The following is a 26102-nucleotide window of genomic DNA, read 5'->3' as shown; positions in this document are numbered from 1 at the left end:
TCATCTCGCCGCCAGCCTGCCCCGCTCAATCCCCCAGGCGCGGCCAGTGGCAGCGGAAACGGTGGCCCTGGCCGAACTCGGTCTCCGGCGGGTAGCTGATGCGGCAGACCTCGGTCGCGTGCGGGCAGCGCGGATGGAAGTGGCAGCCCGCCGGCGGGTTCAGCGGCGAAGGCAGGTCGCTCGCAAGCGGCGCAGCATCGCCACCCTTGCCGCTCATTTCCCTGTATTCCTCTCCGATCCTCGGCACCGCGGCGAGCAAGGCCCGCGTATAGGGATGGGCCGGCGCGCGCAGCACCTTGTCGGCCGGCCCCTGCTCGACGATGCGGCCCAGGTACATCACCGCCACGTCGTCGGCCAGGTATTCGACCACCGCGAGGTTGTGGGTGATGAACAGGTAGGCCAGGCCGCGCTCGGCCTGCAGCTCGCGCATCAGGTTCAGCAGTTGCGCCTGCACCGAGACGTCGAGCGCGCTGGTCGGCTCGTCGCAGATGATCACCTCGGGGGATACCGCGAGCGCGCGGGCCACCGCGATGCGCTGGCGCTGGCCGCCGGAAAACTCGTGGGGATAGCGCCAGCGCATGTCGGCCGACAGGCCGACGCGTTCGAGCAGTTCATCGACGCGTGCGCGGCGGGCGTTCGGGTCGGCTTCGACGCCGAGGCTGACCATGCCTTCCTCGATGATGTCGCCGACGCGCATGCGCGGATTGAGCGAGGCGAACGGATCCTGGAACACCATCTGCACCACCCGGCGCATGGCCCTCAGCGCTTCGCCGCGGTGCGCGGTGATGTTCTCGCCGCCGAGGAAAAGCTCGCCGGCGGTCGGCTCGATCAGCTTCAGCGCCGCCTTGCCGACCGTGGTCTTGCCACAGCCCGATTCGCCGACCAGCGCCAGCGTGCGTCCGGGCGCGAGACTCAGGCTGACGCCATCGACCGCGCGGACATGCCCGACCGTACGCCGCAGCAGGCCTTTGCGCACCGGGAAATGGACGCTGAGATCCTGCACTTCCAGCACCGGCGCAGCCGGGCGCGCCCGCCATGGCGCGGCCTCCGGCTGCGCGCCGCCACGCCGGTGATGCGGCACGGCCACGCCTTCGTACAGATGGCAGCGCACCGCCTGCTCGCCGATGCGGTGCCAGGCCGGCGATTCGTCGTCGCAGCGATCGAAGGCCAGCGCGCAGCGTTCGGCGAAGCGGCAGCCCGGAAAATCCCGGTCCAGCGTCGGCACGGCGCCGCTGGGCGCATCCAGCGGCGCGCCCCGCTTCGCCGCGCCCGGCAAGGCGGCGAACAGCTTGCGCGAGTACGGATGCAGCGGTGCGTGGAAAAAGGCTTCACGCGGCCCGGTCTCGACCAGTTCGCCCGCGTACATCACGCCGACCTGGTGCGCCATGCGCGCCACCACGCCGAGATCGTGCGTGATCAGCAGCATGCCCATGCCGCGCTCGGCCTGGATCTTCACCAGCAGGTCCAGCACCTGGGCCTGGATCGTGACGTCGAGCGCCGTCGTCGGCTCGTCGGCGATCAGCAGTTGCGGCTGCCCGGCGAGCGCCATCGCGATCATCACCCGCTGCTTCATGCCGCCGGAGAACTGGAACGGAAAGTCGCGCAGCCGCCGTGCCGGATCGGGAATGCCGACCGCCTCGAGCAGGCGACAGGCTTCCGCTTCGGCCCGCGCGCCATTCACCCCATGCTGCGTCAGCGCCTCGGCGATCTGGGCGCCGACCGTCATCACCGGATTCAGGCTGGTCGAGGGCTCCTGGAAGATCATGCCGATGCGCCCGCCGCGCACGCTGCGCATCGCCGACTCCGGCAGGCGCAGCAGGTCTTCGCCGCCCAGGCGGATCTCGCCGCGCTCGATGCGGCCGCCGTCGGGCAGCAGCCGCGTCAGCGCGAGCGCGGTCATCGATTTGCCGCAGCCCGACTCGCCGAGCAACGCGAAGGTCTCGCCCGCGGCGATCGCCAGATCCACGCCGTCGACCGGCCGCGCCGCGACGGCGCCACCGCGGTCGATGGCGACGGCGAGCCCGGAGACGGACAGGAGCGGAACGGCGCCGCCGGGAGAAGCCGCGGCTGGCGCGGAAAGGTTCATTGCTGGCGTCCGGCTATGTCCGGAGCTGCGGCAGCCCCGGAGCGCAACAGAAAAGAGGCTGAAAAAAGGCCGCTTGCGCGGCCTGGGCACGATCAGTGGTGATGTCCGCCGGCGCCATGGACGTGGCCGTGGGAGATTTCCTCGGCGGTGGCGGCGCGCACTTCGGCGACGGTGACCTCGAACACCAGCGCAACGCCGGCCAGCGGATGGTTGCCATCGACCACGACCTTGCCGTCGGCGATGTCGGTGATGCGGTAGATGATGTCGTCCTCGCCGTCGTCGGAGGTGCGCTCGAAGCTCATGCCGACTTCGATGTTGTCCGGGAACAGCTTGGCATCCTCGACCAGGATCAGTTCCTCGTCGTAGTCGCCGAAAGCGTCTTCCGGCTGCAGCTTGACCTGGAAGCTTTCACCGACCTTCTTGCCGTGCAGGGTTTCTTCCAGCACCGGGAAGATGCCGTCGTATCCGCCGTGCAGATACACCAGCGGGTGCTGGCCATCGTCGATGACGGCGCCATCCGTGTCGCGGACGGTGTAGTTGAGCGTCACGACGCTATTTTTCACGATTTCATTCTGCATTGTCGGCTTCCAGTTTCTTGACCAGTTCAAAAACCGCGGCCGCATGGCCACGGGGTGCTACATCATAGAGCGCATGGCGGATCACGCCCCGTTTGTCGATGATGAAGGTCGAGCGCCGCACGCCCATCTTCTTGATGCCATCGACTTCCTTCTGCTGCCACACACCGTACAGGCGACAGACCTCCTTGTCGGCATCCGACAGCAGCCGGATCGACAGGCCCTCCTCGTCGCGGAAGTCGGCGTGCGTCAGGCAATCGTCGGGACTCACGCCGACCACGACGCAGCCGTGGCGGGCAAAATCGTCCTCGTGATCGCTGAAATCGGCCGCCTGCAGCGTGCAGCCCGGCGTCCGGTCGCGAGGATAGAAATAAAGGACCACATGATGCTTGCCCTGCAAGGATGCGAGATCGAAGGCTTCCATGTCCGCATCGGGCAAGGAAAACGGGGGGGCTGTGTCTCCGCTTTGCAGCATGGGCTCTCCCTGACGTGAGGCGGATTCTAGCCGAGACCCCCGGCGAACTCTACCGGGGCCGGGCTGGGATTCCGGGTGGGGCTGGACCAACATGGCTCACTCCCTTTCTGTTTTTCTGTAAGCGGAATAATAGATGCGCACGCGGCGTCCGGCCACAAACAAGTTCCACTATCCGCGCACCTGTGCCCTGCGCACGCCGCTGCGTGCCACCGCGGCATAAGGCTCGAAGCGGCTGCGGTTCTCGTCGATCGCCAGGCCGCCACCCACCGGCGGAAAGGCCCGCTGCGGACAGGAGGGGCGTTCGCACACCTTGCAGCCGGCGCCGATCGGCGTCGGCGCCTCGGGGTCGTCGAGCTTGAGCCCCTTGGCGTAGACCAGGCGCGAAGCGTGGCGCAGATCGCAGCCCAGGCCGATGGCGAAGCTCTTTTCCGGCACGCCGTAGCCGCCGCGGCTGTGCGACACGCAGCGCGCGATCCACAAATAAGTGCGGCCATCGGGCATCGCGGCGAGCTGGGTCAGGATGTGGCCCGGCCGCGCGAAGGCTTCGTAGGACGTTCCAAAGCGGACAGGTGCCGCCGACGCGGGAGAAGTGGAAATCGGTCGCCGACTGGCGCTTGGAAATGTTGCCGGCGCGATCCACCCGCACGAAGAAGAAAGGCACGCCGCGCGCATCCGGCCGCTGCAGCGTCGACAGGCGGTGGCAGACGGTCTCGAAGCCGACGCCGAAGCGCCGGCCGAGGCGGTCGATGTCGTAGCGCAGCTTCTCCGCCGCGGCCAGGAAGCGGCCGTAGGGCAGCACCAGTGCGCCGGCGAAGTAGTTGGCCAGGCCGATGCGCGCCAACACCCTGGCCTCGTCGCTGCGGAACGGCGCCTCGGCGGCGATGCGGTCGATGTCCTCCCCCGCCTCCAGAAAAGCGAGCTGGGTCGCCATCTGGAAAGCCTGCTGGCCGGGTTCGAGCAGCGGCGACAGGCTCAGCACGCGCGCCACCGGATCGAACGCACGCAGCGGGCCGTCCTCGTGGCCCTCTTCGCCAAAGCCGGCGTCGTCGCGCACCACGCGCACGCCATGCACGTTCGCCAGCCGCGCCGCCAGCCCGGCAGCGACGTCGCCCGGCTGCAGCGACCAGGCATCGAACAAGCGCTCGGCGAAATCATCCAGTTCGGCGACGTGGTTGTGCCGGGCGTAGAAGAAATCGCGCACTTCCTCGTACGGCATCGGTGGCGCACCGACGACCGCGCCGCGATCCTCACCCAGGCGGGTGGCAAGCGCATCGACACGCTCCTCGGCCTCCCGGCAGCGCCGGTCGAGCGCGATCAGGGCGCGGCCGATGGCAGGCATGCCGGCGGCCAGCTCGCGGATGTCGGCCAGCGACACCGGTTCGTCCAGCATCGCGCCGAGCGCGCCGCTGCCGAGCACTTCGCGCAGGTCGGTGATCAGCCGAGCCTCGTCGTCATCGGAAAAGCGCTGCACATCCACGTCCAGTGCAGCGCTGATCTTCAGCAGCACCTGCACGGTGAGCGGACGCTGGTTCTGTTCGATCTGATTCAAGTAGCTGGGCGAAATCTCCAGCGCCCGCGCCAGCGCCACCTGGGTCAGTCCGCGCTCTTCGCGCAGCCGGCGCAGACGCGCGCCCATGAAGGTCTTTTTCATGCTGGCTCCGATAACAAGGCTCCGTTGATTCGCAAAATTCGCAAACCAGGTCTGATAAATTCACAAAAATACACAAAATCAATAGCTTATATTACTTTTTTACTGCATATTTTTGCAAATCATCGTCGAACCACACCATTCGCCTCAGAACGCCTCCAGCCGCGGCAGTGACCGGCCAAGACCTTCGCAGGTTTTGCAAATTCACTCGTATCGCTTCGCAAAACCTCGCCTTTTCAGTCATTTACGCAATTTTCTCGCTGCGTATAGTGCGCTCCATCGACACCGGCGACCCTCCCGCCCGTGCCTTTCCATCGAAGGAGACCTGCATGAGCATCGCTACCACCGAGACCGCGCCGAAGGCGAAGAAGTCGGTCGCCCTGTCCGGCGTCACTGCCGGCAACACCGCCTTATGCACCGTCGGCAGAAGCGGCAACGACCTGCACTACCGCGGCTACGACATCCTCGACCTCGCCGAACAGTGCGAATTCGAGGAAGTCGCCCACCTGCTGGTGCATGGCAAGCTGCCGACCAAGGCCGAACTGCGCGCCTACAAGGCAAAGCTGAAGGCCATGCGCGGCCTGCCTGCCAGCGTCAAGGAAGCGCTCGAGCGCCTGCCCGCCTCCGCCCACCCGATGGACGTGATGCGCACCGGCGTGTCGGCGCTCGGCTGTGTGCTGCCGGAGAAGGACGACCACAACACCCCCGGCGCGCGCGACATCGCCGACCGCCTGCTGGCTTCGCTCGGCTCGATGCTGCTGTACTGGTATCACTGGTCGACCAAGGGCCAGCGCATCGAAGTCGAGACCGACGACGACTCGATCGGTGCTCACTTCCTGCACCTGCTGCACGGCGAAACGCCGCCGGCAAGCTGGGTGCGCGCGATGCACACCTCGCTGAACCTGTACGCCGAGCACGAGTTCAACGCCTCGACCTTCACCGCCCGCGTCATCGCCGGCACCGGCAGCGACATGTATTCGGCGATCGCCGGCGCCATCGGTGCGCTGCGCGGTCCCAAGCACGGCGGCGCCAACGAGGTGGCGTTCGAGATCCAGAAGCGCTACGACAACCCGGACGAGGCCGCGGCCGACATCCGCCGCCGCGTCGACGACAAGGAAGTCGTGATCGGCTTCGGCCACCCGGTCTACACCATCAGCGACCCGCGCAACGTGGTCATCAAGGGTGTCGCCAAGCGTCTGTCGGATGAAGCCGGCTCGACCAAGATGTACGACATCGCCGAGCGCCTGGAACAGGTAATGTGGGAAGTGAAGCAGATGTTCCCCAACCTCGACTGGTTCAGCGCGGTCAGCTACCACATGATGGGCGTGCCGACGGCGATGTTCACCCCGCTGTTCGTCATCGCCCGCAGCAGCGGCTGGGCGGCGCACATCATCGAGCAGCGCATCGACAACAAGATCATCCGTCCGAGCGCCAACTACGTCGGCCCCGACGACCAGCCCTTCGTGCCCCTCGAGTCACGCCACTGAGGAGCGCACCACCGAGCGCCGTGGCGGCCGTGGTCTCCCTCCTGTCAAGGCAACACGGCCGCCACATACGGCGCCCCGGCGCGTGCGGCGGACTGCCCGCCGCGCCCTTTTCGTCCGCATCGACGCTCGCAACTTCTTTCGAGCCGGCCCCGGCCGCCCCGCACTCATGAATACAGCCCATCGCAAACCCCTGCCCGGCACTTCTCTGGACTATTTCGACGCCCGCGCAGCGGTCGATGCCATCCAGCCCGGTGCCTGGGACAAGCTGCCGTACACCGCCCGCATCCATGCCGAGAACATCGTGCGCAAGGCCGATCCGGCCATCATCGAGACCTGTCTTTCGCAGTTGATCGAGCGCAAGCGCGAGATCGACTTCCCCTGGTTCCCGGTGCGCGTGGTCTGCCACGACATTCTCGGCCAGACCGCGCTGGTCGACCTCGCCGGCCTGCGCGACGCCATCGCCAAGGAAGGCGGCGACCCGGCGGCGGTGAACCCGGTGGTGCCGGTGCAGTTGATCGTCGACCACTCGCTGGCGGTGGAATGCGGCGGCTACGACCCCGACGCCTTCCGCAAGAACCGCGAGATCGAGGATCGCCGCAACGAGGACCGCTTCCACTTCATCGAATGGACGAAGAAGGCCTTCGCCAACGTCGATGTGATCCCGGCGGGCAACGGCATCATGCACCAGATCAATCTGGAGAAGATGTCGCCCGTCGTGTATGTGCAGGACGGCGTCGCCTTCCCCGACACCTGTGTCGGCACCGACAGCCACACCCCGCACGTCGATGCGCTGGGCGTGATCGCCGTCGGCGTCGGCGGCCTGGAAGCCGAGAACGTGATGCTCGGCCGCGCGTCGTGGATGCGCCTGCCCGACATCGTCGGCGTCGAGCTGACCAGCAGGCGCCAGCCCGGCATCACCGCTACCGACATCGCGCTGGCGCTGACCGAATTCCTGCGCAAGGAGAAAGTCGTCGGCGCCTACGTCGAATTCTTCGGCGAAGGCTCCGACAGCCTGTCGATCGGCGACCGCTCGACGATCTCCAACATGTGCCCGGAGTACGGCGCCACCGCCGCGCTGTTCTTCATCGACCAGCAGACCATCGCCTACCTGAAGCTGACCGACCGCAGCCCGGAACAGGTCAGGCTGGTGGAAACCTATGCCAAACAGGCCGGCATCTGGAGCAGCGCGCTGCAAACCGCCGAGTACGAGCGCGTGCTGACGTTCGATCTGTCCACCGTGGTGCGCAACATGGCCGGCCCGTCGAATCCGCACCGCCGCCTGCCGGTGTCCGCGCTGCAGGAACGCGGCATTGCCGACCCCGCCAAGCTGGCCGCCGGCAAGGAAGAAGAAGCCCAGGGCCTGATGCCCGACGGCGCGGTGATCATCGCCGCGATCACCTCCTGCACCAACACCAGCAACCCGCGCAACGTCATCGCCGCCGCACTACTGGCGCGCAACGCCAACAGGTTCGGCCTGACGCGCAAGCCCTGGGTCAAGTCCTCGCTGGCGCCCGGCTCCAAGGCGGTCGAACTGTACCTGAAGGAAGCCGGCCTGCTGGGCGACCTGGAGAAGCTCGGCTTCGGCATCGTCGCCTTCGCCTGCACCACCTGCAATGGCATGAGCGGCGCGCTCGACCCAAAGATCCAGCAGGAAATCATAGCCCGCGACCTCTACGCCACCGCCGTGCTGTCGGGCAACCGCAACTTCGACGGCCGCATCCACCCCTACGCCAAGCAGGCTTTCCTGGCCTCGCCGCCGCTGGTGGTGGCCTACGCGATCGCCGGCACGGTGCGCTTCGACATCGAGCAGGACGTGCTTGCCGTCGTCGATGGCAATCCGATCCGGCTGAAGGACATCTGGCCGAGCGACGAGGAAATCGACGAGATCGTGACCAAGGCGGTCAAGCCCGAGCAGTTCCGCGCCGTGTATGAGCCGATGTTCGCCATCCGCCGCGACGACGGCGAACGCGTGTCGCCGCAGTACGACTGGCGCCCGATGTCGACCTACATCCGCCGCCCGCCCTACTGGGACACCGAAGGCGTCGGCGCGCTGGCCGCCAATCCGCGCACGCTGAAAGGCATGCGCCCGCTGGCGATCCTGCCGGACAACATCACCACCGACCACCTGTCGCCGTCCAACGCCATCCTGGCGGATTCGGCCGCAGGCGAATACCTGGCGAAGATGGGCCTGCCGGAAGAGGACTTCAACTCCTACGCCACCCACCGCGGCGACCACCTGACCGCGATGCGCGCGACTTTTGCCAACCCGCAACTGGTCAATGAAATGGCCGTGGTCGACGGCCAGATCAAGCGCGGCTCGCTGGCGCGCGTCGAACCGGAAGGCCAGGTCATGCGCATGTGGGAAGCGATCGAGACCTACCTGAACCGCCGCCAGCCGCTGATCATCATCGCCGGCGCCGACTACGGCCAGGGCTCCAGCCGCGACTGGGCCGCCAAGGGCGTACGCCTCGCCGGCGTGGAGACGGTGGTGGCCGAAGGCTTCGAACGCATCCATCGCACCAACCTGATCGGCATGGGCGTGCTGCCGCTGGAGTTCGCCGGGCGCCAACGGCCTGACGCTGCAACTCGACGGCACCGAAACCTATGACGTCGAAGGCGAACTGCAGCCGCGTGCCGAGCTGACGCTGGTGATCCACCGCCGCAACGGCGAAACTCAGCGCGTGCCCGTCATCTGCCGGCTGGATTCGGACGAGGAAGTTTCGGTCTACGAAGCCGGCGGCGTGCTGCAGCGCTTCGCCAAGGACTTCCTCGCCGGAACGGTCTGAGCAGGCAGCAAGCGGGAAGCCCTGTGCTTCCCGCGCATTCATAACCACAGCGCCGCCGTCACATCCGGCGGCCGGACAGGAGTCCCGACCATGGCCCACGCAGCGCAAGTCAAGATTCCCGCCACCTACATGCGCGGCGGCACCAGCAAAGGCGTGTTCTTCCGCCTGCAGGACCTGCCCGAACGCTGCCGGACGCCGGGCGAGGCCCGCGACAAGCTGTTCATGCGCGTGATCGGCAGCCCCGATCCCTACGCCGCGCACATCGACGGCATGGGCGGCGCCACCTCCAGCACCAGCAAGTGCGTGATCCTGTCCAAGAGCAGCCGGCCGGAGCACGACGTGGATTACCTGTACGGCCAGGTCTCGATCGACAAGCCCTTCGTGGATTGGTCCGGCAACTGCGGAAACCTGTCCACTGCCGCAGGCGCCTTCGCCATCCACGCGGGGCTTGTCGACCCGGCACGCATTCCCGCAAACGGTATCTGCGTGGTGCGCATCTGGCAGGCCAACATCGGCAAGACCATCATCGCCCACGTGCCGGTCAGCAACGGCCAGGTGCAGGAAACCGGCGACTTCGAGCTGGACGGCGTGACTTTCCCGGCCGCCGAGATCGTGCTGGAATTCCTCGACCCGTCGGACGACGGCGCCAAGGGTGATGGGGGCGGTTCGATGTTCCCCACCGGCAAGCTGGTCGACGACCTCGAAGTCCCGGAGAGTGTGGCAAAAGCGGGCACCCTCAAGGCGACGATGATCAACGCCGGCATTCCCACCGTGTTCGTCAATGCCGAGGACATCGGCTACAAGGGCACCGAGCTGCGCGAGGACATCAACGGCAGCCCCGAAGCGCTCGCCCGCTTCGAGCAGATCCGCATCGCCGGCGCGCTGCGCATGAGCCTGATCAAGACCCCGGAAGAAGCGGCCACCCGCCAGCACACGCCCAAGATCGCCTTCGTCTCCCCGCCCAAGGACTACACCGCCTCCAGCGGCAAGACCATCGCGGCCGGCGAGGTCGACCTGCTGGTGCGGGCGCTGTCGATGGGCAAGCTGCACCACGCCATGATGGGTACCGCCGCGGTCGCCATCGGCACCGCCGCCGCCGTTCCCGGCACGCTGGTCAATCTCGCCGCCGGCGGCGGCGAGCGCGAGGCGGTCCGTTTCGGCCACCCCCTCCGGCAGCCTGCGCGTCGGCGCCCAGGCCAGGCTGGTCGACGGCCAATGGACGGTCACCAAGGCCATCATGAGCCGCAGCGCGCGCGTGCTGATGGAAGGCTGGGTGCGCGTGCCCGGCGACGCATTCTGATTCCCCCGACAATCAAGGAGACTTCATGTCCACCCGAAAGAAACTGAGAACCCTCGCCGAAGCCAAGCGCGGCGTGATCGTGCCGGGCGCATTCAACGCCCTGTCTGCCCGCGTGATCGCCGATCTCGGCTTCGAAGCCATCTATATCACCGGTGCCGGCGTCACCAACATGTGGTTCGGCATGCCCGACCAGGGCTTCATGGGCCTGGCCGAGATCGCCGACCACACCGCCCGCATCCGCGACGCAGTCGAACTGCCGCTGCTGGTCGATGCCGACACCGGCTTCGGCAACGCGGTCAACGTCTATCACACCGTGCGCACGCTGGAACGCGCCGGCGCCGACTGCATCCAGCTCGAAGACCAGGTCGCGCCCAAGCGCTGCGGCCACTTCAACGGCAAGGACGTGATCGGCACCGAGGAAGCCGTCGGCAAGATCAAGGCCGCCGCCGATGCCCGCCGCGACCCCGATTTCCTCATCATGGCCCGCACCGACGCCGCCGCCGTGCATGGCTTCGAAGCCGCTATCGAGCGCGCGCAGAAATTCGCCGAAGCCGGCGCCGACATCCTGTTCGTCGAAGCCGTGACCAGGGAAGAGGAAGTGCGCGCGCTGCCGCAGCGCCTCGCCAGACCGCAGCTGATGAACATGGTGATCGGCGGCAAGACGCCGATCTTCAACGCCACCGAACTCGGCGAGCTGGGCTACGGCTTCGTGCTGTACGCCAACGCCGCGCTGCAGGGTGCAGTGGCCGGCATGCAGAAGGCGCTGACCGTGCTGCGCGACGAAAAGGAAGTCAAGGAATCGAGCGGCCTGGTCACGCCTTTCGCCGAGCGCCAGCGCCTGGTCGGCAAGGCCGAGTGGGACGCGCTGGAAAAGCGCTACACCTGAGCAAGACCCCCTCTGCGTCCCGGGAATGGGGCCAGCATCTGATGCGGCCGCACGGAACGTGCCAGCATACGGAAGAGCACACCCATGCACGACGATCTGCTGCGCCCCCGGGCGCTCTACGAAGCCATCGGCGACTCGCTGCGCGAACGCATCTTCGCCCACGAACTGCCGCCCGGTGCCGCACTGGATGAAATCGCCCTGGCGCGCGGCTATGGCGTCAGCCGCACGCCGGTACGCGAAGCATTGAAAGTGCTGGCCCACGAGGGCCTGGTGGCGATGGAGCCGCGTCGGGGCTGCTGCGTGGCCGAGTTCTCCCACAACGACGTGCATGCGCTGTTCGGCGTAATCGAGCTGCTGGAAGCCTGGGCCGTGCGCGAAGCCGCCCACCGCGGCCCGGCCGACGGCCCGATGGACTATGCGCTCCTGTTCGAAAGCGCCGGCAACCGCTATGCCGCCGACGCTGCCAACCGCCTGCGCGAAAAGCTCAGGCTGGCGCTTGGACCTGCTTTCGGCGATCGCGACGCCGAATGCTTCACCCGCATCGCCCCATCCCTGCATGCCGCCCTCTCGCGGCATGACGAAGCACAGGCCGGACATGCATGGCGCAGCTATGCCGACATGCGTCGGCAAGGGGCGCACACCGCAGCGGCCGTGCCGCTGGCGGCCTGAACATCCGGCTGCGGCTCAGAGCAAAACCGGCCGGACACGGCAAGCCGCGCCCGGCCGCCCCCCTCTCCCCTTGTCAGACACCGCGCAAAGCCTTGCGCCGCCGCCCTTCGGCATCCGCCACCTTCAGCGCCGCCAGCACTCGCTGCGGCGTGATCTCGGCCGGCTCGTTGTGGATCGTCTCGCCCGGTGCACTCGCCGCAGTCGCAGCGATCAACAGTTGCTCGTCGCCGACGCCGCCCAGGCCGATGTCCGCCAGCGTCGTCGGCAGGCCGACAGCCTCGCTGAAGTCGAACACGGTATCGATCAGTTCGGGCTTCTGATCGGCCAGGAACTATCGACCAGCACCGTATCCGGGTTGTGCGGCAGCACCAGATAGCGCTTGAAGCTGCCGTCCGGCTGGTAGATGACCGACAGCGCGCTGCACGGTTACGGCGTATTGACCACCATCAAGCCGGGGCGAAGGCCGGCGTCAATGCAACCGAACCCTTCGGACGATCAAGAAAGCCGCAGCCACGTCGATCTCGTGCTGCGTGATTTTGAACACGGGGATGATTTGATTACCATCGCTCCGGTCGTCACATCCCGCGTCAGCGCCGGCTACGGCCGGCACGGTCGCAGCCATTTTTCGCACTCGCTCCGGGCGACTCGTTCCACCCGGACCTTTCCTTCCGTTCCATGCCTGAAACCCCACTCCCGCCTGCCAGCAGCGGCCCGGATCATCCTCTGCTCCGCATCCGCCCTTCCACCCTTCATGATGCCGAACGCATGGCGCGGCCCGGTACCGAGGCAAAACCCGCATGCTGAGCTCCATCGTCCCGGTATTCCTGATCATCCTGCTGGGCGTGGCGATTCGCCGCTACCAGTGGATGTCGGCGGAGTTCTTTCCCGTCGTCGAGCGCTTCTCGTACAACGTCGCCTTCCCGGCGATGCTGTTTCTCGCCACCGCCAAGCTGGATTTCCAGGGCGGCGAGGTCGGCCTGCTCGCCCTGGCGACGCTGGCACCGACCGCCCTGATCCTGGTGCTGACCATGGTGGGGCTGCGGCGCGCTTCGGCCCTGCCCGATGCCGCGCGCTCCTCGGTGATCCAGGGCGCGGTGCGGCCGAACACCTATTTCGGCGTCGCCGTCTCGGCGCTGTTTTTCGAACCCCATACGGCCAGCCTGGTATTGCTGGCACTGGCCTTGTGCCTGCCCGCCGTGAATGTGGTGGCGGTGGTGGCGCTGTCGTGGTGGAGCGGGCGAAAGCGCAGTCTGCGCACGATCGCGCTGACCCTGCTGAGGAACCCCATCATCCTGTCCGTGGCGGCCGGGATGGCGTGGAGCGAGGCCGGCTTGCCGCTGCCGGCAACGATGGCCAGCACGTTGGACATCATCGGCCGTTCGGCCCTTTGCCTGGGGCTGATATGCGTCGGGGGCGGTCTGGTGTTCACGCGCGAGGGCCTGCGGCCCGTCGCCCTCGCCGTCACCGCGGCGCTCAAGCTGATCGCCATGCCCCTCGCCGCCGCGGTGCTGTGCCGCGTGCTGGGGCTGCCCACGCCGCTGGCGCTGGCGGCCTGCTTCTACTGCGCGCTGCCGACCGCACCCAATGCCTACATCATGGCCCGCCAGATGGGCGGCGACGCGCAGTTGATGGCGACCATGATCACGACGCAGACCATGCTGGCGCTGCTGACCGTGCCGCTCAGCCTGAAATACCTCGACTAGCTGCCGTAAGGCGCCGGCCGAACGCTCCTGCTGATCAGGCAGACCTCAACCCATCCATACTGCAGGGCTGAACCTTCCAGCGCCGGACGCCGCGCCGGCCGAGCTCGGCGCCGAGGCGGTCGAGTTCGGCCTTGCCGAACAGGCCGGCATGCCAGGTGGTGCGGCATTCGTGGTCGACGCCGCTGGCCAGCAGCAGCGCCAGCGAACGCTGCACGGCAGTTGCGCTGCCGGGGGTGGCGGTGATCGCGTCGTAGTGTTCGGCCGGGCCCTTGATGTCCAGTCCCACCCAATCGAGCAGCGGCAGCACCGCGGCAAGGCGCTCGGGATACATGCCGGCGGTGTGCAGTGCGGTCTCGAAGCCGAGCGCGCACACGTCGCGCAAGGCCTGAGGCAGCGCCGCCTGCAGGGTCGGTTCGCCGCCGGAGAAGACCACGCCGTCGAGCAGGCCGCGGCGGCGTGCGAGGAAGTCCAGCACCGCCTGCCATGGGCGCTCCGCCTCCGCCCCCGCAGGAATCAGCTGCGGGTTGTGGCAGTAGCTGCAGCGCCACGGGCAGCCCTGGCAGAACACCACGGCGGCCAGCCGGCCGGGAAAGTCGATGGTGGTCAGCGGCACGAAGCCGCCGACGCGCAGGCCGGACATGGGGGCGCCCGCTTCAGCCGGCGAGGCCGCAGCGGTTTTCGGCGAAGAAGCGGCGTTCGGCATGCTCGCCTTTCTTGCCGGTATTGAAGCTGGCGACCGGGCGGTGGTAGCCCATGACGCGGGTCCAGACTTCGCAGGGCTGGCGCTCGTCGTCGCTGAGGGTGACGGTGTCGGCGAGATGGCGGGTTTCGGTGGCGGTGTGCATGTTCATGGTGTGCTCCTTGTGGAAAAAAATGGGATGTCAGGCCGCGAGCCGCGCCCGCTTGGCGGCGAGGCGCTCTTCGTCGCATTTCGGGCAGAAGACGTGTTCGCCGGCCAGGTAGCCGTGCGCCGGGCAGATCGAGAAGGTCGGCGTCACGGTGATGTAGGGCAGGCGGAAGTTCTCCAGCGCGCGCCGTACCAGCCGTTTGCAGGCTTCGCCGCTGGACAGGCGCTCGCCCATGTAGAGGTGCAGCACGGTGCCGCCGGTGTATTTGCGCTGCAGCGCCTCCTGCCGGGCCAGGGCCTCGAAGGGGTCGTCGGTGAAGCCGGCAGGCAGTTGCGAGGAGTTGGTGTAGTACGGCTGCTCGGTGGTGCCGGCCTGCAGGATGTCCGGCCAGCGTTTCTTGTCCTCGCGGGCGAAGCGGTAGGTCGTGCCTTCCGCCGGGGTCGCTTCGAGGTTGTACAGGTGGCCAGTTTCTTCCTGGAAGGCGGTCATGCGCACACGCACGTGGTCGAGCAGGCGCACGGCGAAGGCGTGGCCCCATTCGGTGGTGACGTCCTCGGTGTCCGCGCTGAAGTTGCGGATCATCTCGTTGATGCCGTTCACGCCCAGCGTGGAGAAGTGGTTGCGCAGCGTGCCGAGGTAGCGCTTGGTGTAGGGGAACAGGCCCTGGTCGATCAGGCGCTGGATCAGCTTGCGCTTGACTTCCAGGCTGTCGCGGCCGATTTCCAGCAGGCGGTCCAGGCGGGCGAACAGGCCGGCCTCGTCGCCGCGGTGCAGATGACCCAGGCGCGCGCAATTCACCGTGACCACGCCCAGGCTGCCGGTCTGCTCGGCGCTGCCGAACAGGCCGTTGCCGCGCTTGAGCAGTTCGCGCAGGTCGAGCTGCAGCCGGCAGCACATCGAGCGCACCATGTTGGGCTGCAGTTCCGAGTTCCACGAAGTTCTGGAAGTACGGCAGCCCGTACTTGGCCGTCATGTCGAACAGCAGCGCGGCGTTGTCCGACTCCCACGGAAAATCCGGGGTGATGTTGTAGGTCGGGATCGGGAAGGTGAACACCCTGCCCTTGGCATCGCCGGCCGACATGACCTCGATGTAGGCGCGGTTGATCATGTCCATCTCGGCCTGCAGTTCGCCATAGGCGAAAGGCATCTCCTCGCCGGCGATGATCGGAATCTGCTCCTTCAGGTCGTCCGGGCAGGTCCAGTCGAAGGTCAGGTTGGTGAAGGGCGTCTGCGTGCCCCAGCGCGAGGGCACGTTGAGGTTGTAGATCAGTTCCTGGATGTGCTGGCGCACTTCCTCGTAACGCATGCCGTCCTTGCGCACGAAGGGCGCCATGTAGGTATCGAAGGACGAGAAGGCCTGCGCCCCCGCCCATTCGTTCTGCATGGTGCCGAGGAAATTCACGATCTGCCCCACCGCGCTCGACATGTGCCTCGGCGGCCCGGCCTCGACCTTGCCCGGCACGCCGTTCAGGCCTTCGTGCAGCAGCGTGCGCAGCGACCAGCCGGCGCAGTAGCCGGACAGCATGTCGAGGTCGTGGATGTGGATGTCGCCCTCGCGGTGCGCGGCGCCGGCCTCGGGCGAATAGACGTGCGACAACCAGTAGTTGGCGGTGACCTTGCCGGAGACGTTGAGGATCAGCCCGCCGAGCGAATAGCCCTGGTTGGCGTTGGCATTGACCCGCCAGTCGGCGCGGGTGAGGTATTCGTTGACCGAGCTTTCGACATCGACCTGCACCTTGCGCTCGCCGCGCAGCGCCGCGTGCCGTTCGCGGTAGACGATGTAGGCGCGCGCGGTGGCGGCGAGGCCGTCGGCGATCAGCGTTTCCTCGACCACGTCCTGGATCTGCTCGATGCCGACCGCCTGATTGCCGAAGCGATGGGCGAGCACGCGCAGCACCCGTTCGGTGAGACGGACCGCTTCGTCGTCGCCGTATTCGCCGCTGGCCCGGCCCGCACGGCACAGCGCGGAACGGATCTTGCCGGCATCGAAAGCGGTGCGACGGCCGTCGCGCTTGATCACCTTGCGTGCGCCGAGCGCGCTGGCGGGTTCGGGCGGGTTCTGCATTTCCGTCCCCTTGATGCACTAAATGTAGTTGAATTTTTCATTCAAACAACTATATGTTGATTTGACATGCATCAATAAGAGGGCTCATTCAGGTCTTTTGGCAGGGTTTAACCCTATGCAGCCGTGCCGGTAATCGCGGTCTGGATTTCTCCAGCATCGGCAAGCAATACCGTCATGCCCGTGAAGGCGGGGATGACGACAGGCACACATTACCTCGCCATATCACGATGTCTGCACGCCATCTCGATGAAGGCGCGCAGGTAATCGATGTCGCCGTCCGCCTCGCGATAGCCCAGGAAGATCTGCTTGTCCACGCCCTGCGGCCCCAGCTTCACCGGCAGCACGCCGAAGCGCTCGGCGTTCTCCTCCACCAGCCAGCGCGGCAGCGCCGCCACGCCGCGGCCGCTGGCGACCATCTGCAGCATGATGTCGGTGGTTTCGATCGGTTTGTGGCGCTTCGGCGAAATGCTCATCTGGAAGACCGACCTGACGGCAGTGCTCGACTGGCTGGAGCCGATCGCCGAACGTCTGGGCGATCGCCTGTGGCTCGCGCCCTCGTGCTCGCTGCTGCACGTGCCGGTGGATCTCGCCGGCGAGCAGAAGCTGGACCCCGAACTCAAATCCTGGCTCGCCTTCGCGCTGCAGAAACTCGACGAACTGAAGCTGCTTGCCACCGCGCTGCGCGACGGCCGCGCGGCCGTCGCCGGCGAACTGGCGGCCAACAAGGCCGACCTGGACGCCCGCCGCAGCTCGCCCCGGTGCACAACCCCAAGGTACGCGACGCAGTGGCCCGCATCGTGCCCCATCTAGGCATGCGCGAGAGCAGCTATGCGCGGCGCGCGCCCAAGCAGGCCGCGCTGCTGAAGCTGCCCAAGTTCCCCACCACCACCATCGGCTCCTTCCCGCAGACCGCGGAAATCCGCCAGGCACGCGCCGACTACAAGGCCGGCCGCATCGGCGCCACGGCCTACCGCCAGGCCATGCAGGCCGAGATCGAGCGCAGCGTGCGCGAACAGGAGAAGCTGGGCCTGGACGTGCTGGTGCACGGCGAGGCCGAGCGCAACGACATGGTCGAATATTTCGGCGAGCAGCTCGACGGCTACGCCTTCAGCCAGTTCGGCTGGGTGCAGTCCTACGGCTCACGCTGCGTCAAGCCGCCCATCCTGTTCGGCGACATCAGCCGCCCGCGGCCGATGACGGTGGAGGGACCAAGTACGCGCAGTCGCTCACACACAAGCCGATGAAGGGCATGCTGACCGGCCCGGTGACCATCCTGAACTGGTCCTTCGTGCGCGACGACCAGCCGCGCGCCGAGTCGTGCAAGCAGCTTGCGCTGGCGATCCGCGAGGAAGTGCTGGACCTGGAAAAAGCCGGCGTGCGCGTGATCCAGATCGACGAAGCCGCGTTGCGCGAAGGCCTGCCGCTGCGCCGTTCGCAGTGGAAGGACTACCTCGGCTGGGCGGTCGAATGCTTCCGCATCACCGCCAACGGCGTGCGCGACGAAACCCAGATCCACACCCACATGTGCTACTCGGAGTTCAACGACATCATCGAGTCCATCGCCGGCATGGACGCCGACGTGATCACCATCGAGACCTCGCGCTCGGACATGGAGCTGCTCGATGCCTTCGACGACTTCAAGTACCCGAACGAGATCGGGCCCGGCGTGTATGACATCCATTCGCCGAACATCCCGAGCACCACGCACATCGTCGATCTGATGAAGAAGGCCGCCGAGCGCATCCCGGCCGAGCGCCTGTGGGTCAATCCCGACTGCGGCCTGAAGACCCGCCAGTGGGGAGAGGTCATTCCGGCGCTGGCCAACATGGTGGAAGCGGCAAAGGCATTGCGCGCCGCCTGAACAGCCACTTCCTCAGGGGCCAGGCCCTGCCGTACTTCAGTTGAGCCCCCTGTCGCCATGGCGGCGGGGGTTCCTGAACCCTGTTCTTTCAACGTCGGCGGCACGGGCCACCTGCCCTCGAACCGACAGGAGCTCAGGCTGATTCGGAAATTCTGAGCGTCCTGATCAGCAGTTCATGAAGGCTATCCACGGCCTTCGAGCCGCGTGACGCCCTGCTCCGGTATACCGACACTTCCATCGGTTCCAGCGGCCCCAGCCCATGCGCGCTGCCGAGGATTTCCAGGTGGGGCGGTGCACTGCAGAGGGTCAGCACGGCGACGGCCAGCCCGCTCTCGACGGCGGCGATCTGCCCCGCCAGGCTCGAGCTGTTGTAGACCACCCTGTAGCGGCGCCCCTGCAGGCCCAGGAATTGATCGCGCTGCGTTTCGCCAGACTGGTGTGTTCATAGACTGCGATGGGCAGCGGATCACGCCGCCAGGCGTCGAACTGGGGCGAACCCACCCACACCATCGGCTCGTGGAACAGCAAGGTGCCACGCCGGGCGTGATCCCGCGAAATCAGCGCCAGATCCAGCTCGCCCTTTTCGACCCGGGGAATCAGGGATGTCGATTGCTCGCAATCCAGTTCGATCTCCACGTTGCCGTGTCTCGGTGCGAAGCGTTTGAGGACGGGCGTCAGGTAGGTGGCGGCGTAGTCATCCGGAACCCCCAGCCGGACGCGGCCTGCCAGCTCCTCGCCATGAAAGGCCGTCTGCGCCTCCGCATGCAGATCGAGAATGCGCCGCGCGTAGCCCAGCAGAACCTGCCCGTCGGGCGTCAGTTGATGCTGCCGCGGGCCACGCACCAGCAGTTGCCGCCCCACCGCGGCTTCCAGCTTCTTGAGCTGCATGCTCACTGCCGACTGCGAGCGATGCAGCTCCGGCGCAGCACTGGACAACGAGCCAGCATCCACGACCGCGACGAAGCACTTGAGCCAATCGACCTGCAGATCCGGGTAGTTCATGGCGCACTGAATTATTCGATTTACGGATGGTAGATAGCAAAATTATGCGCTTTTCGTCACCCACTGTCTGACTCATCCTTCCCGCTTGCATGCACTTCCGGCCAGCTGTTGGCCATCGCACGCAATCCATGTTTTTGCTGGAGGCAAAGGTGAAGGAGGTCCGGTTTTGACGAGCAATGCTGCAAGAGCATACGAACTCGATCGCCATGAGCTGTGGTCCGGCTTCAAGCAGTTGCTGCCGATCTCCCTCTTCGTCGTCGTTTTTGGCCTGGCGTTCGGCCTTGCAGCGACGCAGTCGGGGCTCGATGGCACCTCGATCGTCATCATGAGCACGCTGGTTTTTGCCGGCGCGTCGCAGTTCGCCGCGCTGGATCTGTGGGGCGCGCAAGTGCCGCTGATCCCGCTGGCCATCACGGTCTTCGCCGTCAACGCCCGCCACCTGCTGATGGGCGCCACGCTTTATCCCTGGCTTCGTCATCTGCCGCCGGCAAGACGCTACGGCATGATGCTCGTCGTCACCGATGCCAGCTGGGCCATGTCCATGCAGGCATTCGGACGTGGCGAATCGGGCATGGGGCTGTTGTTCGGCGGCGGCATCGCCCTCTGGCTGGCCTGGATACTGGGTTCCTGGCTGGGCCTCCATTTCGGCAGCGCCATTCACGATCCGATGAGTCTGGGCCTGGACATGGTGATGGGCTGTTTCATGCTGGCGATGGCGATCGGCGGACAGAAGAACCTGCGCATGCTCGCGATATGGACCGTGGCAGCCGGCTCGTCGCTGCTGGCCTACCGGTATCTGCCGGAGAACAGCCATGTCGTCGTCGGCGCATTGGCAGGCGGCATGCTGGGCGCAATCTGGATGGAGAAAAAGCCAGAACATCGAGACATCGGCCATCGGCACGCTGGCCGTCATCCTGGTCATGGCGGTGGTGACGCTGGCCACCCGCTGGGGCGGGATCTTCGTCATGTCCTTCGTGCCCATCGGCCGCAGGGTTCAGCAGTTCATCAGCGCCATGTCCGGCTCGGTGCTGGTGGCGCTCGTGGCGCCGCTGGCGGTGAATGGCGACAGCGGCGCGCGGCTGGCGCTGCTGGCCACCGCCGCGACGATGCTGCTGCTGAAGAAACCCCTGCCCGCGATCACAGCCGGCATCGTCACGGCAGCCTTGTTCCGGCAGTTTCTTCCAGGTACATCGTGACGACCATTGCGCTGTTCAAACTTTCCGCGGCGCCCTTGCTGATCCTTTTCGTCACCTTGCTGGCCCGTCGTTTCGGACCTGCCTTAGGAGGCCTCATGATGGGCATCCCGCTCCTGACTGGACCGATCTCGGTCTTCACTGCTCTGGAACAGGGCGCGGATTTTGCCCGCCAGGCCGCCGTTGCCAATCTCGTCGGACAGATATCGACCTGCATCTTCTGCTTTGTGTACGCCTTGGCAGCAGCACGCTGGGGAGCGTGGATCAGCGCAGTGTGCGGCGTTTTGGGCTTCCTGGTCGCAACCTTTGTCTGGAACCAGTTTCATTGGTCGTTGGCGGGAGCGGTGGCCTTGTTCGCCTTTGGCCTGGTGGTGTTGCTCTGGTTCTTCCCGAAGCCGCCAGGAAACACACCCGGCCGCACGGCACCGTGGTGGGAGTTGCCGGCACGGATGCTCGTCGCCGGGTGCTTTGTGCTGGCCATCACGCTCATCAGCGCCCGACTGGGGCCACAGCTCAGTGGGCTGATCGCTCCTTTTCCAGTGTTCGTGCTGATCCTGGTGGTTTTTTCCCATTTGCACGATGGGAGCAACGCATCCGCTGTCATGACCAAAGGCGTTGTTCTGGGCTCCCCTGCCTTCGGGGCGTTCTTCATGGCCGTCGCCGTCGGGCTGGAGCACCTTCCGATCATTGCCGTTTACATCGGCGCCACGCTACTGAGCGTTGGCGTCGGAGGAGCCATGCTCCGGTTCGTCAGGCATTTCAAGGTCGGTCGCGTATCGTCCTGAGATCGAACTACAACGGCAGCCCCCTATCCTGGACGACCCGCTTCATCACCAGCGTCGATGTCAGCCGCTGGACGTTGGGCAACGCGCTGAGGTGTTCGTCGTAGAGGCGCTGAAAGGCCGGCAGATCGTGCGCCACGACGTGCAGCAGGTAGTCGGGTTCGCCGAACAGGCGCTGGGCTTCGATGATCTGCGGGATATCCAGCACGGCGGCTTCGAACGCGGCGACCGCCTGGCGGTTTCCTTCCCTGAGCGTCACGAAGACCATGGCCGAGAAGTTCAGTTCCAGGGCGCCGGGGTTGAGCTGGGCGCGATAGCCCTGGATCACACCCGCTTCCTCCAGCGCTCGAACCCGGCGATGACACGGTGACAGGCTGAGGCCGACGCGCTCGGCCAGATCGGTCACCGACAGACGGCCATCACGTTGCAGCTCCGCAAGAATTTTCTTGTCGATTCGATCCATTGTGGAAAATCTTCCAACTCATTACTGACCGGATGAAATTAAGGGAAAAAATCCCGGGGCTGGATGGATATTCTGGTGTGATGTCCGCGCTCGCCGCGCTCATGCCGACCGGCTATCAATAGAGAAACCGCCATGACGGGATACCTGCAATCAACTAACTCCATCCGGCGTACCAAGGCCGTCACGATTCAATCGCTGTTCGACATGCGGAGCGCAGGCGAAAAAATCACCGTGCTCACTGCATACGATTCGAGCTTTGCCGCGCTGATGGACCGATGCGGCGTCGATGTGCTGTTGGTCGGCGATTCGCTCGGGAACGTGGTCCAGGGGCAATCGACGACCTTGCCCGTCACGCTCGAGCACATGGCCTACCACACCGCTTGTGTGGCACATGGAAACGAACGTGCCTTCCTCGTCGCCGACCTGCCGTTTGGAACCTATGCGACGCCACAGGCGGCTTACGACAATGCGGTGAAGCTGATGCAGGCCGGTGCGCAGATGGTCAAGCTCGAAGGTGGCGCGTGGCTGGCCGATACCGTGCGTTTCCTGTGCGAGCGTGGCGTGCCGGTTTTTGCACACATCGGCCTGACGCCCCAATACGTGCATCGACTCGGGGGCTTCCGGGTGCAAGGCAGGACGCAGGACGATGCGGAGCGGATCAAGGCGGACGCGCTGGCTTTGCAGGATGCAGGAGCGTCCATGATGCTGCTGGAGGCGATTCCCGCCGGGCTGGGTCATGAAGTCACGGAACTGCTCTCCATCCCGACCATCGGCATCGGCGCCGGACCGGACTGTTCGGCCAGGTGCTCGTGATGCACGACATGCTGGGTGTCTTTCCGGGGCGCAAAGCGCGCTTCGTGCGCAACTTCATGGAAGGACAGTCGGGCATCAAGGGGGCGATCCGGGCCTATGTCCAGGCGGTCCGGGAGGGCAGCTTTCCCGGGCCGGAACATTGCTTCTAGGCCGTGCGGCACACGAGGCGTGCCGCATTGCTCAGGCGCGGCGAGCGCCGAAGCGGACCTTGGCTGCGGCCTGCATCGCCGGCGAGGTCAGCCGGGGGTCATTCCGCACATGGGCGCGCAGCATCGGCAAGGCGTCCAGTCCCCAGAACAGGCGTTCGCCGACCACGATCGTCGGTACGCCGAAGACGCCATCGCTGGCGGCCTGGGCCGTGCTGTCCTTGAGCCGGTTCTTCACTTCGGGTGCATCCAGATCCAGCGTGCTTGCGTCGACGCCCAGGCGATCGAGCACGTCCTGCCAGGCTTCGGCGCTCTCGGGGTCGCAACCGGTGGTGTAGAGCGCGTCGAACACCGCCGACACCACAGCGGGCGTGGCGCCCAGCGCGACGATGAGGCGCAGGTAGCGCAGGGGGTTGAACGGATGCACGGCCGGCATCACGAAGGGGAAGCCCCGTTCCTGGGCGGTCCAGGTGCACAGTTCGTAGGTGAAGCGCCGCTTGCGCTCGATTTCGGCCGGCCCCTTGTGGCCGAAGGCGTTCAGCAGCCCGGCGAACAGCACGGGGCGCCGTTCGAGTTCGACCGGCAGCGGCTCGCGGCGCAGGGCCTGGTCCATCAGGCAGGCCCAGGGCGAGATGACGTCGAAGTAAAAGACGGCGTTGGCTGTGGGTTCGGCAGTGCTCACGATCGTTTCCTCGGTCACAGGGTGTCGGACATCTTAGATGCGGCGGGAAGGTGGACAAAGCATGCCCGGTCGCGCGGTATGTAGTCGGGAAAATCACGCCGCCCCGGTCAGGGCTTCGGCAAGCAGGTCGACGCGGTCGCTTCCCCAGAAAAGCTCGCCTCGATGGACGAAGGTCGGTGCGCCGAACACGCCGAGCGCTTCCGCCTTCGCACGCGCCGCAGCCAGATCCGCCTCGGCATCGGTGGCGAGGTAGCGCCGCCATGCCTGCACGTCCAGCCCGGCCGACTGCAGCGCGGCCTCGATCTCCGCATGGGATTCGAGATCGAACTCCCGGCGCCAGAATGCAGCAAGCGTCGGGTCGAGGAAGGCCCACAGCCGGTCGTGCAACTTGGCGAACAGCATGGCCTGGCAGCCCAGCGTCGGCTCCCACAGCTTGGTCGTGGCGCGTATCGTCAGGCCCTGCTTTTTGGCCAGGCGGCGGCAGTCCATGTACAGGTACTTCACCTTGGCGACGTCGCGGCTGGTGCGCGCTTCCACTTCGCCGCCATAGGCGGAACGGAAATCCGTGATGTACGGCCACCAGTCGAAGCCTACCCCGGTGCGTTCGACCAGTTGGCGTGCAGGTCCGAGGGAGAGGTAGGAGTACGGGCTGCGCAGGTCGATGAAGGCGTCCACCACCGGGGTGCCCTGCCCGCTCATGCGCCGTCTCCCGCCTTGAACAGGTTGTGCTTGGCCTCGTCGGAGGTCGTGACGTCCACCCAGCGCTCCCGCAGCAGGTCGAGGCCCCTGCCCACCGCGGGCCGGCCGCGCACGCGGCCGTACCAGGCCTGCACGTTCGCAAAATCGTCGAGGCCGACACCGGTGTATTTGTGGATGCGGACCCACGGAAAGCAGGCCATGTCGGTTATCGAATAGTCGTCGCAGAGGTAGTCCCTGCCGGCGAGCCGCTGGTCGAGCACCGTCAGCAGCCGTCGCGTCTCCTTCTGGTAGCGCTCGATGGCGTAGGGAACGGGGCTGGGTGCATAGCGGAAGAAATGCTGCGCCTGCCCCATCATCGGCCCGAGACCGCCGACCTGCCAGAACAGCCATTGCAGCATCTCGATGCGCCGGCGCGGTTCGGCGGGAATGAAGCGCCGGGTCTTCTCGGCGAGGTAGAGCATGACCGCGCCGCTCTCGAAGATGGTGATGGGCTCGCCGCCGTCCAGCGGCTCGTCGTCGATGATCGCCGGAATCCTGGTGTTCGGGTTGATCGCCCGGTAAGCGGGCGTGTGCTGTTCGCCTTTGGTGATGTCGATCGGGACGAGGGTGTAGGGAATGCCCAGTTCCTCGACCAGGATCTGTACCTTGTGCCCATTGGGAGCGGGCCAGCTATGGAGATGGATCATCGTCGTTCTCGTTCACTTTCGGGGCAGGTGGATTTCGGTGCGCCCCGGCCCGACGGCCGGCAGGGTCGCCCGGATCAGATGCATGACGTGCTGGCGTTCGAAGCTTTCGCGGACGCGGGCGGCGAAGTCGGGATCGATGGCGTGTGGCATGCCTGAAGCTCCTTTTATGTATGGAGCTTCATTTGAATTCATGCGTGAAGCTGGTACAAACGAGTTTTTCGGCAGCTCGCATGCGGTGACGGAATGTCAGTTTCACTCGCCAGGCTTCCTTCGCCGGATCTTCTGCGCAGCTTCGTCGCCGTAGGGCGGCGTATGAGCATCACGCTGGCTGCACAGGATCTGTTCCTGACCCAGTCGGCCGTCAGCCGCCAGATCCATGCGCTGGAAGCGGCAGTGGGGATGAAGCTGTTCGAGCGCACGCACCGCGCGATCCATTTCACGGCCGAAGGCGAACGCCTGTTCGTCAGCGCCGACAGCGCGATGCAGCAGTTGCAGGACACGGTCGGGGCGCTGCAGGCCAGCCTGCTTGCGCAGCGGCCGGCCACGCTGACCGCCAGCATTTCCTTCGTGGGGCTGTGGCTGCTGCCGCGGCTGCCGCAGTTCCAGCAGCACCATCCGAAGGTCGAGGTCCGCCTGTCGGCCAGCGACAGCATCATGGACCTGCGCCGCGAAGGGCTGGACATCGCGATCCGCTACGGCGTACTGGAGCAGATGCCGGCCGGCGCGCGGCGGCTTTTCGGCGAAACGATCTTTCCGGTGGCGCACCCGAGCCTGGGTATCCGCAGGCTGGACGACCTGGAGATCGTTGCGCGCTCGGTGCTGCTCGAGTTCGAGGGCGATTCGTCGCCCTGCTGGAACTGGGATGCCTGGCTCGAGGCGCAGGGCTGGGCGGGCATCAGGCCGAAAGGGGTGATCCGCTTCAATCTGTTCGATCAGATGATCCATGCCGCGGTCGCGGGCCAGGGCATTGCCCTCGGCCGCAGCCAGTTCATCCGCCCGATGCTCGACGATGGACGTCTGATTGCGCTACCGACGCGCCGGTCCGGCCCGCAGTCGAGCAAGGCTTTCTACCTGCTCCAGCGGGATGCCGAGCCGTCGAAGGGCGCCCAGGCCTTGATCGACTGGATCCTGGCCGAAGCGAAGCAGACGGATGAATGTGAAGAAGCAGCCCGAAAGTAAGCTACCTGCCCGAAGACGGGTCTGCATCGTCAGACCTCCCCATGCCTGCCTTCCCGCCGACCTGTAAT

25 protein-coding genes and 5 pseudogenes are annotated in these 26102 nt (G+C 66.2%); 13 read left to right on the top strand and 17 right to left on the bottom strand.

Going from position 1 to position 26102, the window contains the following annotated elements; translation table 11 throughout:
* Window positions 1–25 precede the first annotated feature (25 nt).
* The 5 genes and pseudogenes from AAFL97_RS09330 to AAFL97_RS24615 all read right to left on the bottom strand — a co-directional run.
* Window positions 26–2086: an ABC transporter ATP-binding protein gene (locus AAFL97_RS09330; RefSeq protein ID WP_341644668.1), complete on the bottom strand. Its 2061-nt coding sequence runs from the start codon at window positions 2084–2086 to the stop codon at window positions 26–28.
* 92 nt (window positions 2087–2178) lie between these two features.
* Window positions 2179–2664 (bottom strand): FKBP-type peptidyl-prolyl cis-trans isomerase, encoded by a 486-nt coding sequence (locus AAFL97_RS09325; protein ID WP_341644667.1) that lies wholly within the window; start codon window positions 2662–2664, stop codon window positions 2179–2181.
* Window positions 2654–3136 (bottom strand): peroxiredoxin, encoded by a 483-nt coding sequence (locus AAFL97_RS09320; protein ID WP_341644666.1) that lies wholly within the window; start codon window positions 3134–3136, stop codon window positions 2654–2656. Before AAFL97_RS09320 ends, AAFL97_RS09325 begins: the two co-directional genes overlap by 11 nt.
* Before the next feature lie 168 nt (window positions 3137–3304).
* On the bottom strand, window positions 3305–3637 hold the full coding sequence (locus AAFL97_RS09315) for a short-chain fatty acyl-CoA regulator family protein (RefSeq protein ID WP_341644665.1): 333 nt from the start codon (window positions 3635–3637) through the stop codon (window positions 3305–3307).
* A 109-nt stretch (window positions 3638–3746) separates the two neighbouring features.
* Window positions 3747–4772, bottom strand: a pseudogene (locus tag AAFL97_RS24615) (helix-turn-helix domain-containing protein); the annotation flags it as partial.
* Window positions 4773–5113: 341 nt separating this feature from the next.
* Here AAFL97_RS24615 and prpC point away from each other — a divergent pair.
* The 6 genes from prpC (at window position 5114) to AAFL97_RS09275 (ending at window position 11912) form a co-directional block, all read left to right on the top strand.
* On the top strand, window positions 5114–6271 hold the full coding sequence (gene prpC, locus AAFL97_RS09305) for a bifunctional 2-methylcitrate synthase/citrate synthase (RefSeq protein WP_341644663.1): 1158 nt from the start codon (window positions 5114–5116) through the stop codon (window positions 6269–6271).
* A gap of 166 nt (window positions 6272–6437) precedes the next feature.
* Window positions 6438–8879, top strand: a complete 2442-nt coding sequence (acnD, locus tag AAFL97_RS09300) for a Fe/S-dependent 2-methylisocitrate dehydratase AcnD (protein WP_341644662.1) — start codon at window positions 6438–6440, stop codon at window positions 8877–8879.
* A 40-nt stretch (window positions 8880–8919) separates the two neighbouring features.
* Window positions 8920–9057, top strand: a complete 138-nt coding sequence (locus AAFL97_RS09295) for a hypothetical protein (RefSeq protein ID WP_341644661.1) — start codon at window positions 8920–8922, stop codon at window positions 9055–9057.
* Between the two features lie 90 nt (window positions 9058–9147).
* Window positions 9148–10404: a 2-methylaconitate cis-trans isomerase PrpF gene (gene prpF, locus AAFL97_RS09290; RefSeq protein ID WP_445954481.1), complete on the top strand. Its 1257-nt coding sequence runs from the start codon at window positions 9148–9150 to the stop codon at window positions 10402–10404.
* On the top strand, window positions 10383–11243 hold the full coding sequence (locus AAFL97_RS09280; RefSeq protein ID WP_341644660.1) for an isocitrate lyase/PEP mutase family protein: 861 nt from the start codon (window positions 10383–10385) through the stop codon (window positions 11241–11243). Before prpF ends, AAFL97_RS09280 begins: the two co-directional genes overlap by 22 nt.
* An 84-nt stretch (window positions 11244–11327) precedes the next feature.
* Window positions 11328–11912 carry a GntR family transcriptional regulator gene (locus tag AAFL97_RS09275; protein ID WP_341644659.1) on the top strand — a complete coding sequence of 195 codons (585 nt, stop codon included), beginning with the start codon at window positions 11328–11330 and terminating at the stop codon, window positions 11910–11912.
* 73 nt (window positions 11913–11985) lie between these two features.
* Here AAFL97_RS09275 and AAFL97_RS09270 read toward each other — a convergent pair whose 3' ends face one another.
* Window positions 11986–12207, bottom strand: coding sequence for a hypothetical protein (locus AAFL97_RS09270; RefSeq protein WP_341644658.1), 222 nt, complete (start codon window positions 12205–12207; stop codon window positions 11986–11988).
* Window positions 12208–12709: 502 nt separating this feature from the next.
* On the opposite strand from AAFL97_RS09270, the gene AAFL97_RS09265 reads away from it, so the two are divergent.
* Complete coding sequence (locus AAFL97_RS09265) at window positions 12710–13615, top strand: AEC family transporter (protein ID WP_341644657.1); 906 nt, start codon at window positions 12710–12712, stop codon at window positions 13613–13615.
* Between the two features lie 34 nt (window positions 13616–13649).
* On the opposite strand, the gene AAFL97_RS09260 is transcribed toward AAFL97_RS09265, so the two are convergent.
* The 5 genes and pseudogenes from AAFL97_RS09260 to AAFL97_RS09240 form a co-directional block, all read right to left on the bottom strand.
* Window positions 13650–14255, bottom strand: coding sequence for an anaerobic ribonucleoside-triphosphate reductase activating protein (locus tag AAFL97_RS09260; protein ID WP_341644656.1), 606 nt, complete (start codon window positions 14253–14255; stop codon window positions 13650–13652).
* A gap of 13 nt (window positions 14256–14268) precedes the next feature.
* Window positions 14269–14466, bottom strand: a complete 198-nt coding sequence (gene nrdD, locus AAFL97_RS09255; RefSeq protein WP_341644655.1) for an anaerobic ribonucleoside-triphosphate reductase — start codon at window positions 14464–14466, stop codon at window positions 14269–14271.
* Between the two features lie 30 nt (window positions 14467–14496).
* Window positions 14497–15372, bottom strand: a complete 876-nt coding sequence (nrdD, locus tag AAFL97_RS09250; RefSeq protein WP_341644654.1) for an anaerobic ribonucleoside-triphosphate reductase — start codon at window positions 15370–15372, stop codon at window positions 14497–14499.
* Window positions 15373–15451: 79 nt separating this feature from the next.
* Window positions 15452–16528, bottom strand: a pseudogene (locus AAFL97_RS09245) (ribonucleoside triphosphate reductase); the annotation flags it as partial.
* A gap of 209 nt (window positions 16529–16737) precedes the next feature.
* Window positions 16738–17001 carry a LysR substrate-binding domain-containing protein gene (locus AAFL97_RS09240; RefSeq protein WP_341644653.1) on the bottom strand — a complete coding sequence of 88 codons (264 nt, stop codon included), beginning with the start codon at window positions 16999–17001 and terminating at the stop codon, window positions 16738–16740.
* Between AAFL97_RS09240 and AAFL97_RS09235 the strand changes: the two genes are divergently transcribed.
* Window positions 16994–17338 carry a hypothetical protein gene (locus AAFL97_RS09235; protein WP_341644652.1) on the top strand — a complete coding sequence of 115 codons (345 nt, stop codon included), beginning with the start codon at window positions 16994–16996 and terminating at the stop codon, window positions 17336–17338. The two genes, AAFL97_RS09240 and AAFL97_RS09235, sit on opposite strands and share 8 nt — an antisense overlap.
* 2 nt (window positions 17339–17340) lie before the next feature.
* Window positions 17341–18389: pseudogene (gene metE, locus AAFL97_RS09230) on the top strand (5-methyltetrahydropteroyltriglutamate--homocysteine S-methyltransferase).
* A 306-nt stretch (window positions 18390–18695) separates the two neighbouring features.
* Here metE and AAFL97_RS09225 read toward each other — a convergent pair.
* Window positions 18696–19391 carry a LysR family transcriptional regulator gene (locus tag AAFL97_RS09225; RefSeq protein WP_341644651.1) on the bottom strand — a complete coding sequence of 232 codons (696 nt, stop codon included), beginning with the start codon at window positions 19389–19391 and terminating at the stop codon, window positions 18696–18698.
* Between the two features lie 85 nt (window positions 19392–19476).
* Between AAFL97_RS09225 and AAFL97_RS09220 the strand changes: the two are divergent.
* Both AAFL97_RS09220 and AAFL97_RS09215 read left to right on the top strand, forming a co-directional pair.
* Window positions 19477–20037 (top strand): annotated as a pseudogene (locus AAFL97_RS09220) (AzlC family ABC transporter permease); the annotation flags it as partial.
* A 166-nt stretch (window positions 20038–20203) separates the two neighbouring features.
* Entirely contained in the window at window positions 20204–20587 is a 384-nt protein-coding gene (locus AAFL97_RS09215) for an AzlD family protein (RefSeq protein WP_341647127.1), read from the top strand.
* Window positions 20588–21376: 789 nt separating this feature from the next.
* Here the strand turns inward: AAFL97_RS09215 and AAFL97_RS09210 are convergent.
* Window positions 21377–21829: an Lrp/AsnC family transcriptional regulator gene (locus tag AAFL97_RS09210; RefSeq protein ID WP_341644650.1), complete on the bottom strand. Its 453-nt coding sequence runs from the start codon at window positions 21827–21829 to the stop codon at window positions 21377–21379.
* A gap of 132 nt (window positions 21830–21961) precedes the next feature.
* Here AAFL97_RS09210 and panB point away from each other — a divergent pair.
* Window positions 21962–22791 (top strand): annotated as a pseudogene (panB, locus tag AAFL97_RS09205) (3-methyl-2-oxobutanoate hydroxymethyltransferase).
* 31 nt (window positions 22792–22822) lie between these two features.
* Here panB and AAFL97_RS09200 read toward each other — a convergent pair.
* From AAFL97_RS09200 to AAFL97_RS09185, 4 genes are all read right to left on the bottom strand, one after another.
* Window positions 22823–23470 carry a 2-hydroxychromene-2-carboxylate isomerase gene (locus AAFL97_RS09200; RefSeq protein ID WP_341644649.1) on the bottom strand — a complete coding sequence of 216 codons (648 nt, stop codon included), beginning with the start codon at window positions 23468–23470 and terminating at the stop codon, window positions 22823–22825.
* 93 nt (window positions 23471–23563) lie between these two features.
* Window positions 23564–24169, bottom strand: coding sequence for a DsbA family protein (locus tag AAFL97_RS09195; RefSeq protein WP_341644648.1), 606 nt, complete (start codon window positions 24167–24169; stop codon window positions 23564–23566).
* Window positions 24166–24855, bottom strand: coding sequence for a glutathione S-transferase N-terminal domain-containing protein (locus AAFL97_RS09190; RefSeq protein ID WP_341644647.1), 690 nt, complete (start codon window positions 24853–24855; stop codon window positions 24166–24168). Before AAFL97_RS09190 ends, AAFL97_RS09195 begins: the two co-directional genes overlap by 4 nt.
* A 12-nt stretch (window positions 24856–24867) precedes the next feature.
* Entirely contained in the window at window positions 24868–25005 is a 138-nt protein-coding gene (locus AAFL97_RS09185) for a hypothetical protein (RefSeq protein ID WP_341644646.1), read from the bottom strand.
* 93 nt (window positions 25006–25098) lie between these two features.
* On the opposite strand from AAFL97_RS09185, the gene AAFL97_RS09180 reads away from it, so the two are divergent.
* Window positions 25099–26034 carry a LysR substrate-binding domain-containing protein gene (locus AAFL97_RS09180; RefSeq protein ID WP_341644645.1) on the top strand — a complete coding sequence of 312 codons (936 nt, stop codon included), beginning with the start codon at window positions 25099–25101 and terminating at the stop codon, window positions 26032–26034.
* The last annotated feature ends 68 nt before the right edge of the window (window positions 26035–26102 follow it).

The sequence above is a fragment of the Thauera sp. SDU_THAU2 genome, assembly GCF_038260575.1.
Classification (GTDB): domain Bacteria; phylum Pseudomonadota; class Gammaproteobacteria; order Burkholderiales; family Rhodocyclaceae; genus Thauera.
The sequence above is the reverse complement of the archived record's forward strand: the minus strand, read 5'-3'. Positions and strand labels throughout refer to the sequence as shown.

Excerpts from the sequence above, each read along its gene's own strand:
- AAFL97_RS09330 (WP_341644668.1), bottom strand. The coding sequence starts at position 2,086 with ATGAACCTTTCCGCGCCAGCCGCGGCTTCTCCCGGCGGCGCCGTTCCG.
- AAFL97_RS09325 (WP_341644667.1), bottom strand. The coding sequence starts at position 2,664 with ATGCAGAATGAAATCGTGAAAAATAGCGTCGTGACGCTCAACTACACC.
- AAFL97_RS09320 (WP_341644666.1), bottom strand. The coding sequence starts at position 3,136 with ATGCTGCAAAGCGGAGACACAGCCCCCCCGTTTTCCTTGCCCGATGCG.
- AAFL97_RS09315 (WP_341644665.1), bottom strand. The coding sequence starts at position 3,637 with ATGCCCGATGGCCGCACTTATTTGTGGATCGCGCGCTGCGTGTCGCAC.
- prpC (WP_341644663.1), top strand. The coding sequence starts at position 5,114 with ATGAGCATCGCTACCACCGAGACCGCGCCGAAGGCGAAGAAGTCGGTC.
- acnD (WP_341644662.1), top strand. The coding sequence starts at position 6,438 with ATGAATACAGCCCATCGCAAACCCCTGCCCGGCACTTCTCTGGACTAT.
- prpF (WP_445954481.1), top strand. The coding sequence starts at position 9,148 with ATGGCCCACGCAGCGCAAGTCAAGATTCCCGCCACCTACATGCGCGGC.
- AAFL97_RS09280 (WP_341644660.1), top strand. The coding sequence starts at position 10,383 with ATGTCCACCCGAAAGAAACTGAGAACCCTCGCCGAAGCCAAGCGCGGC.
- AAFL97_RS09275 (WP_341644659.1), top strand. The coding sequence starts at position 11,328 with ATGCACGACGATCTGCTGCGCCCCCGGGCGCTCTACGAAGCCATCGGC.
- AAFL97_RS09265 (WP_341644657.1), top strand. The coding sequence starts at position 12,710 with ATGCTGAGCTCCATCGTCCCGGTATTCCTGATCATCCTGCTGGGCGTG.
- AAFL97_RS09260 (WP_341644656.1), bottom strand. The coding sequence starts at position 14,255 with ATGTCCGGCCTGCGCGTCGGCGGCTTCGTGCCGCTGACCACCATCGAC.
- nrdD (WP_341644655.1), bottom strand. The coding sequence starts at position 14,466 with ATGAACATGCACACCGCCACCGAAACCCGCCATCTCGCCGACACCGTC.
- nrdD (WP_341644654.1), bottom strand. The coding sequence starts at position 15,372 with ATGGTGCGCTCGATGTGCTGCCGGCTGCAGCTCGACCTGCGCGAACTG.
- AAFL97_RS09235 (WP_341644652.1), top strand. The coding sequence starts at position 16,994 with ATGCTCATCTGGAAGACCGACCTGACGGCAGTGCTCGACTGGCTGGAG.
- AAFL97_RS09240 (WP_341644653.1), bottom strand. The coding sequence starts at position 17,001 with ATGAGCATTTCGCCGAAGCGCCACAAACCGATCGAAACCACCGACATC.
- AAFL97_RS09225 (WP_341644651.1), bottom strand. The coding sequence starts at position 19,391 with ATGAACTACCCGGATCTGCAGGTCGATTGGCTCAAGTGCTTCGTCGCG.
- AAFL97_RS09215 (WP_341647127.1), top strand. The coding sequence starts at position 20,204 with ATGTCGTCGTCGGCGCATTGGCAGGCGGCATGCTGGGCGCAATCTGGA.
- AAFL97_RS09210 (WP_341644650.1), bottom strand. The coding sequence starts at position 21,829 with ATGGATCGAATCGACAAGAAAATTCTTGCGGAGCTGCAACGTGATGGC.
- AAFL97_RS09195 (WP_341644648.1), bottom strand. The coding sequence starts at position 24,169 with ATGAGCGGGCAGGGCACCCCGGTGGTGGACGCCTTCATCGACCTGCGC.
- AAFL97_RS09190 (WP_341644647.1), bottom strand. The coding sequence starts at position 24,855 with ATGATCCATCTCCATAGCTGGCCCGCTCCCAATGGGCACAAGGTACAG.
- AAFL97_RS09185 (WP_341644646.1), bottom strand. The coding sequence starts at position 25,005 with ATGCCACACGCCATCGATCCCGACTTCGCCGCCCGCGTCCGCGAAAGC.
- AAFL97_RS09180 (WP_341644645.1), top strand. The coding sequence starts at position 25,099 with ATGTCAGTTTCACTCGCCAGGCTTCCTTCGCCGGATCTTCTGCGCAGC.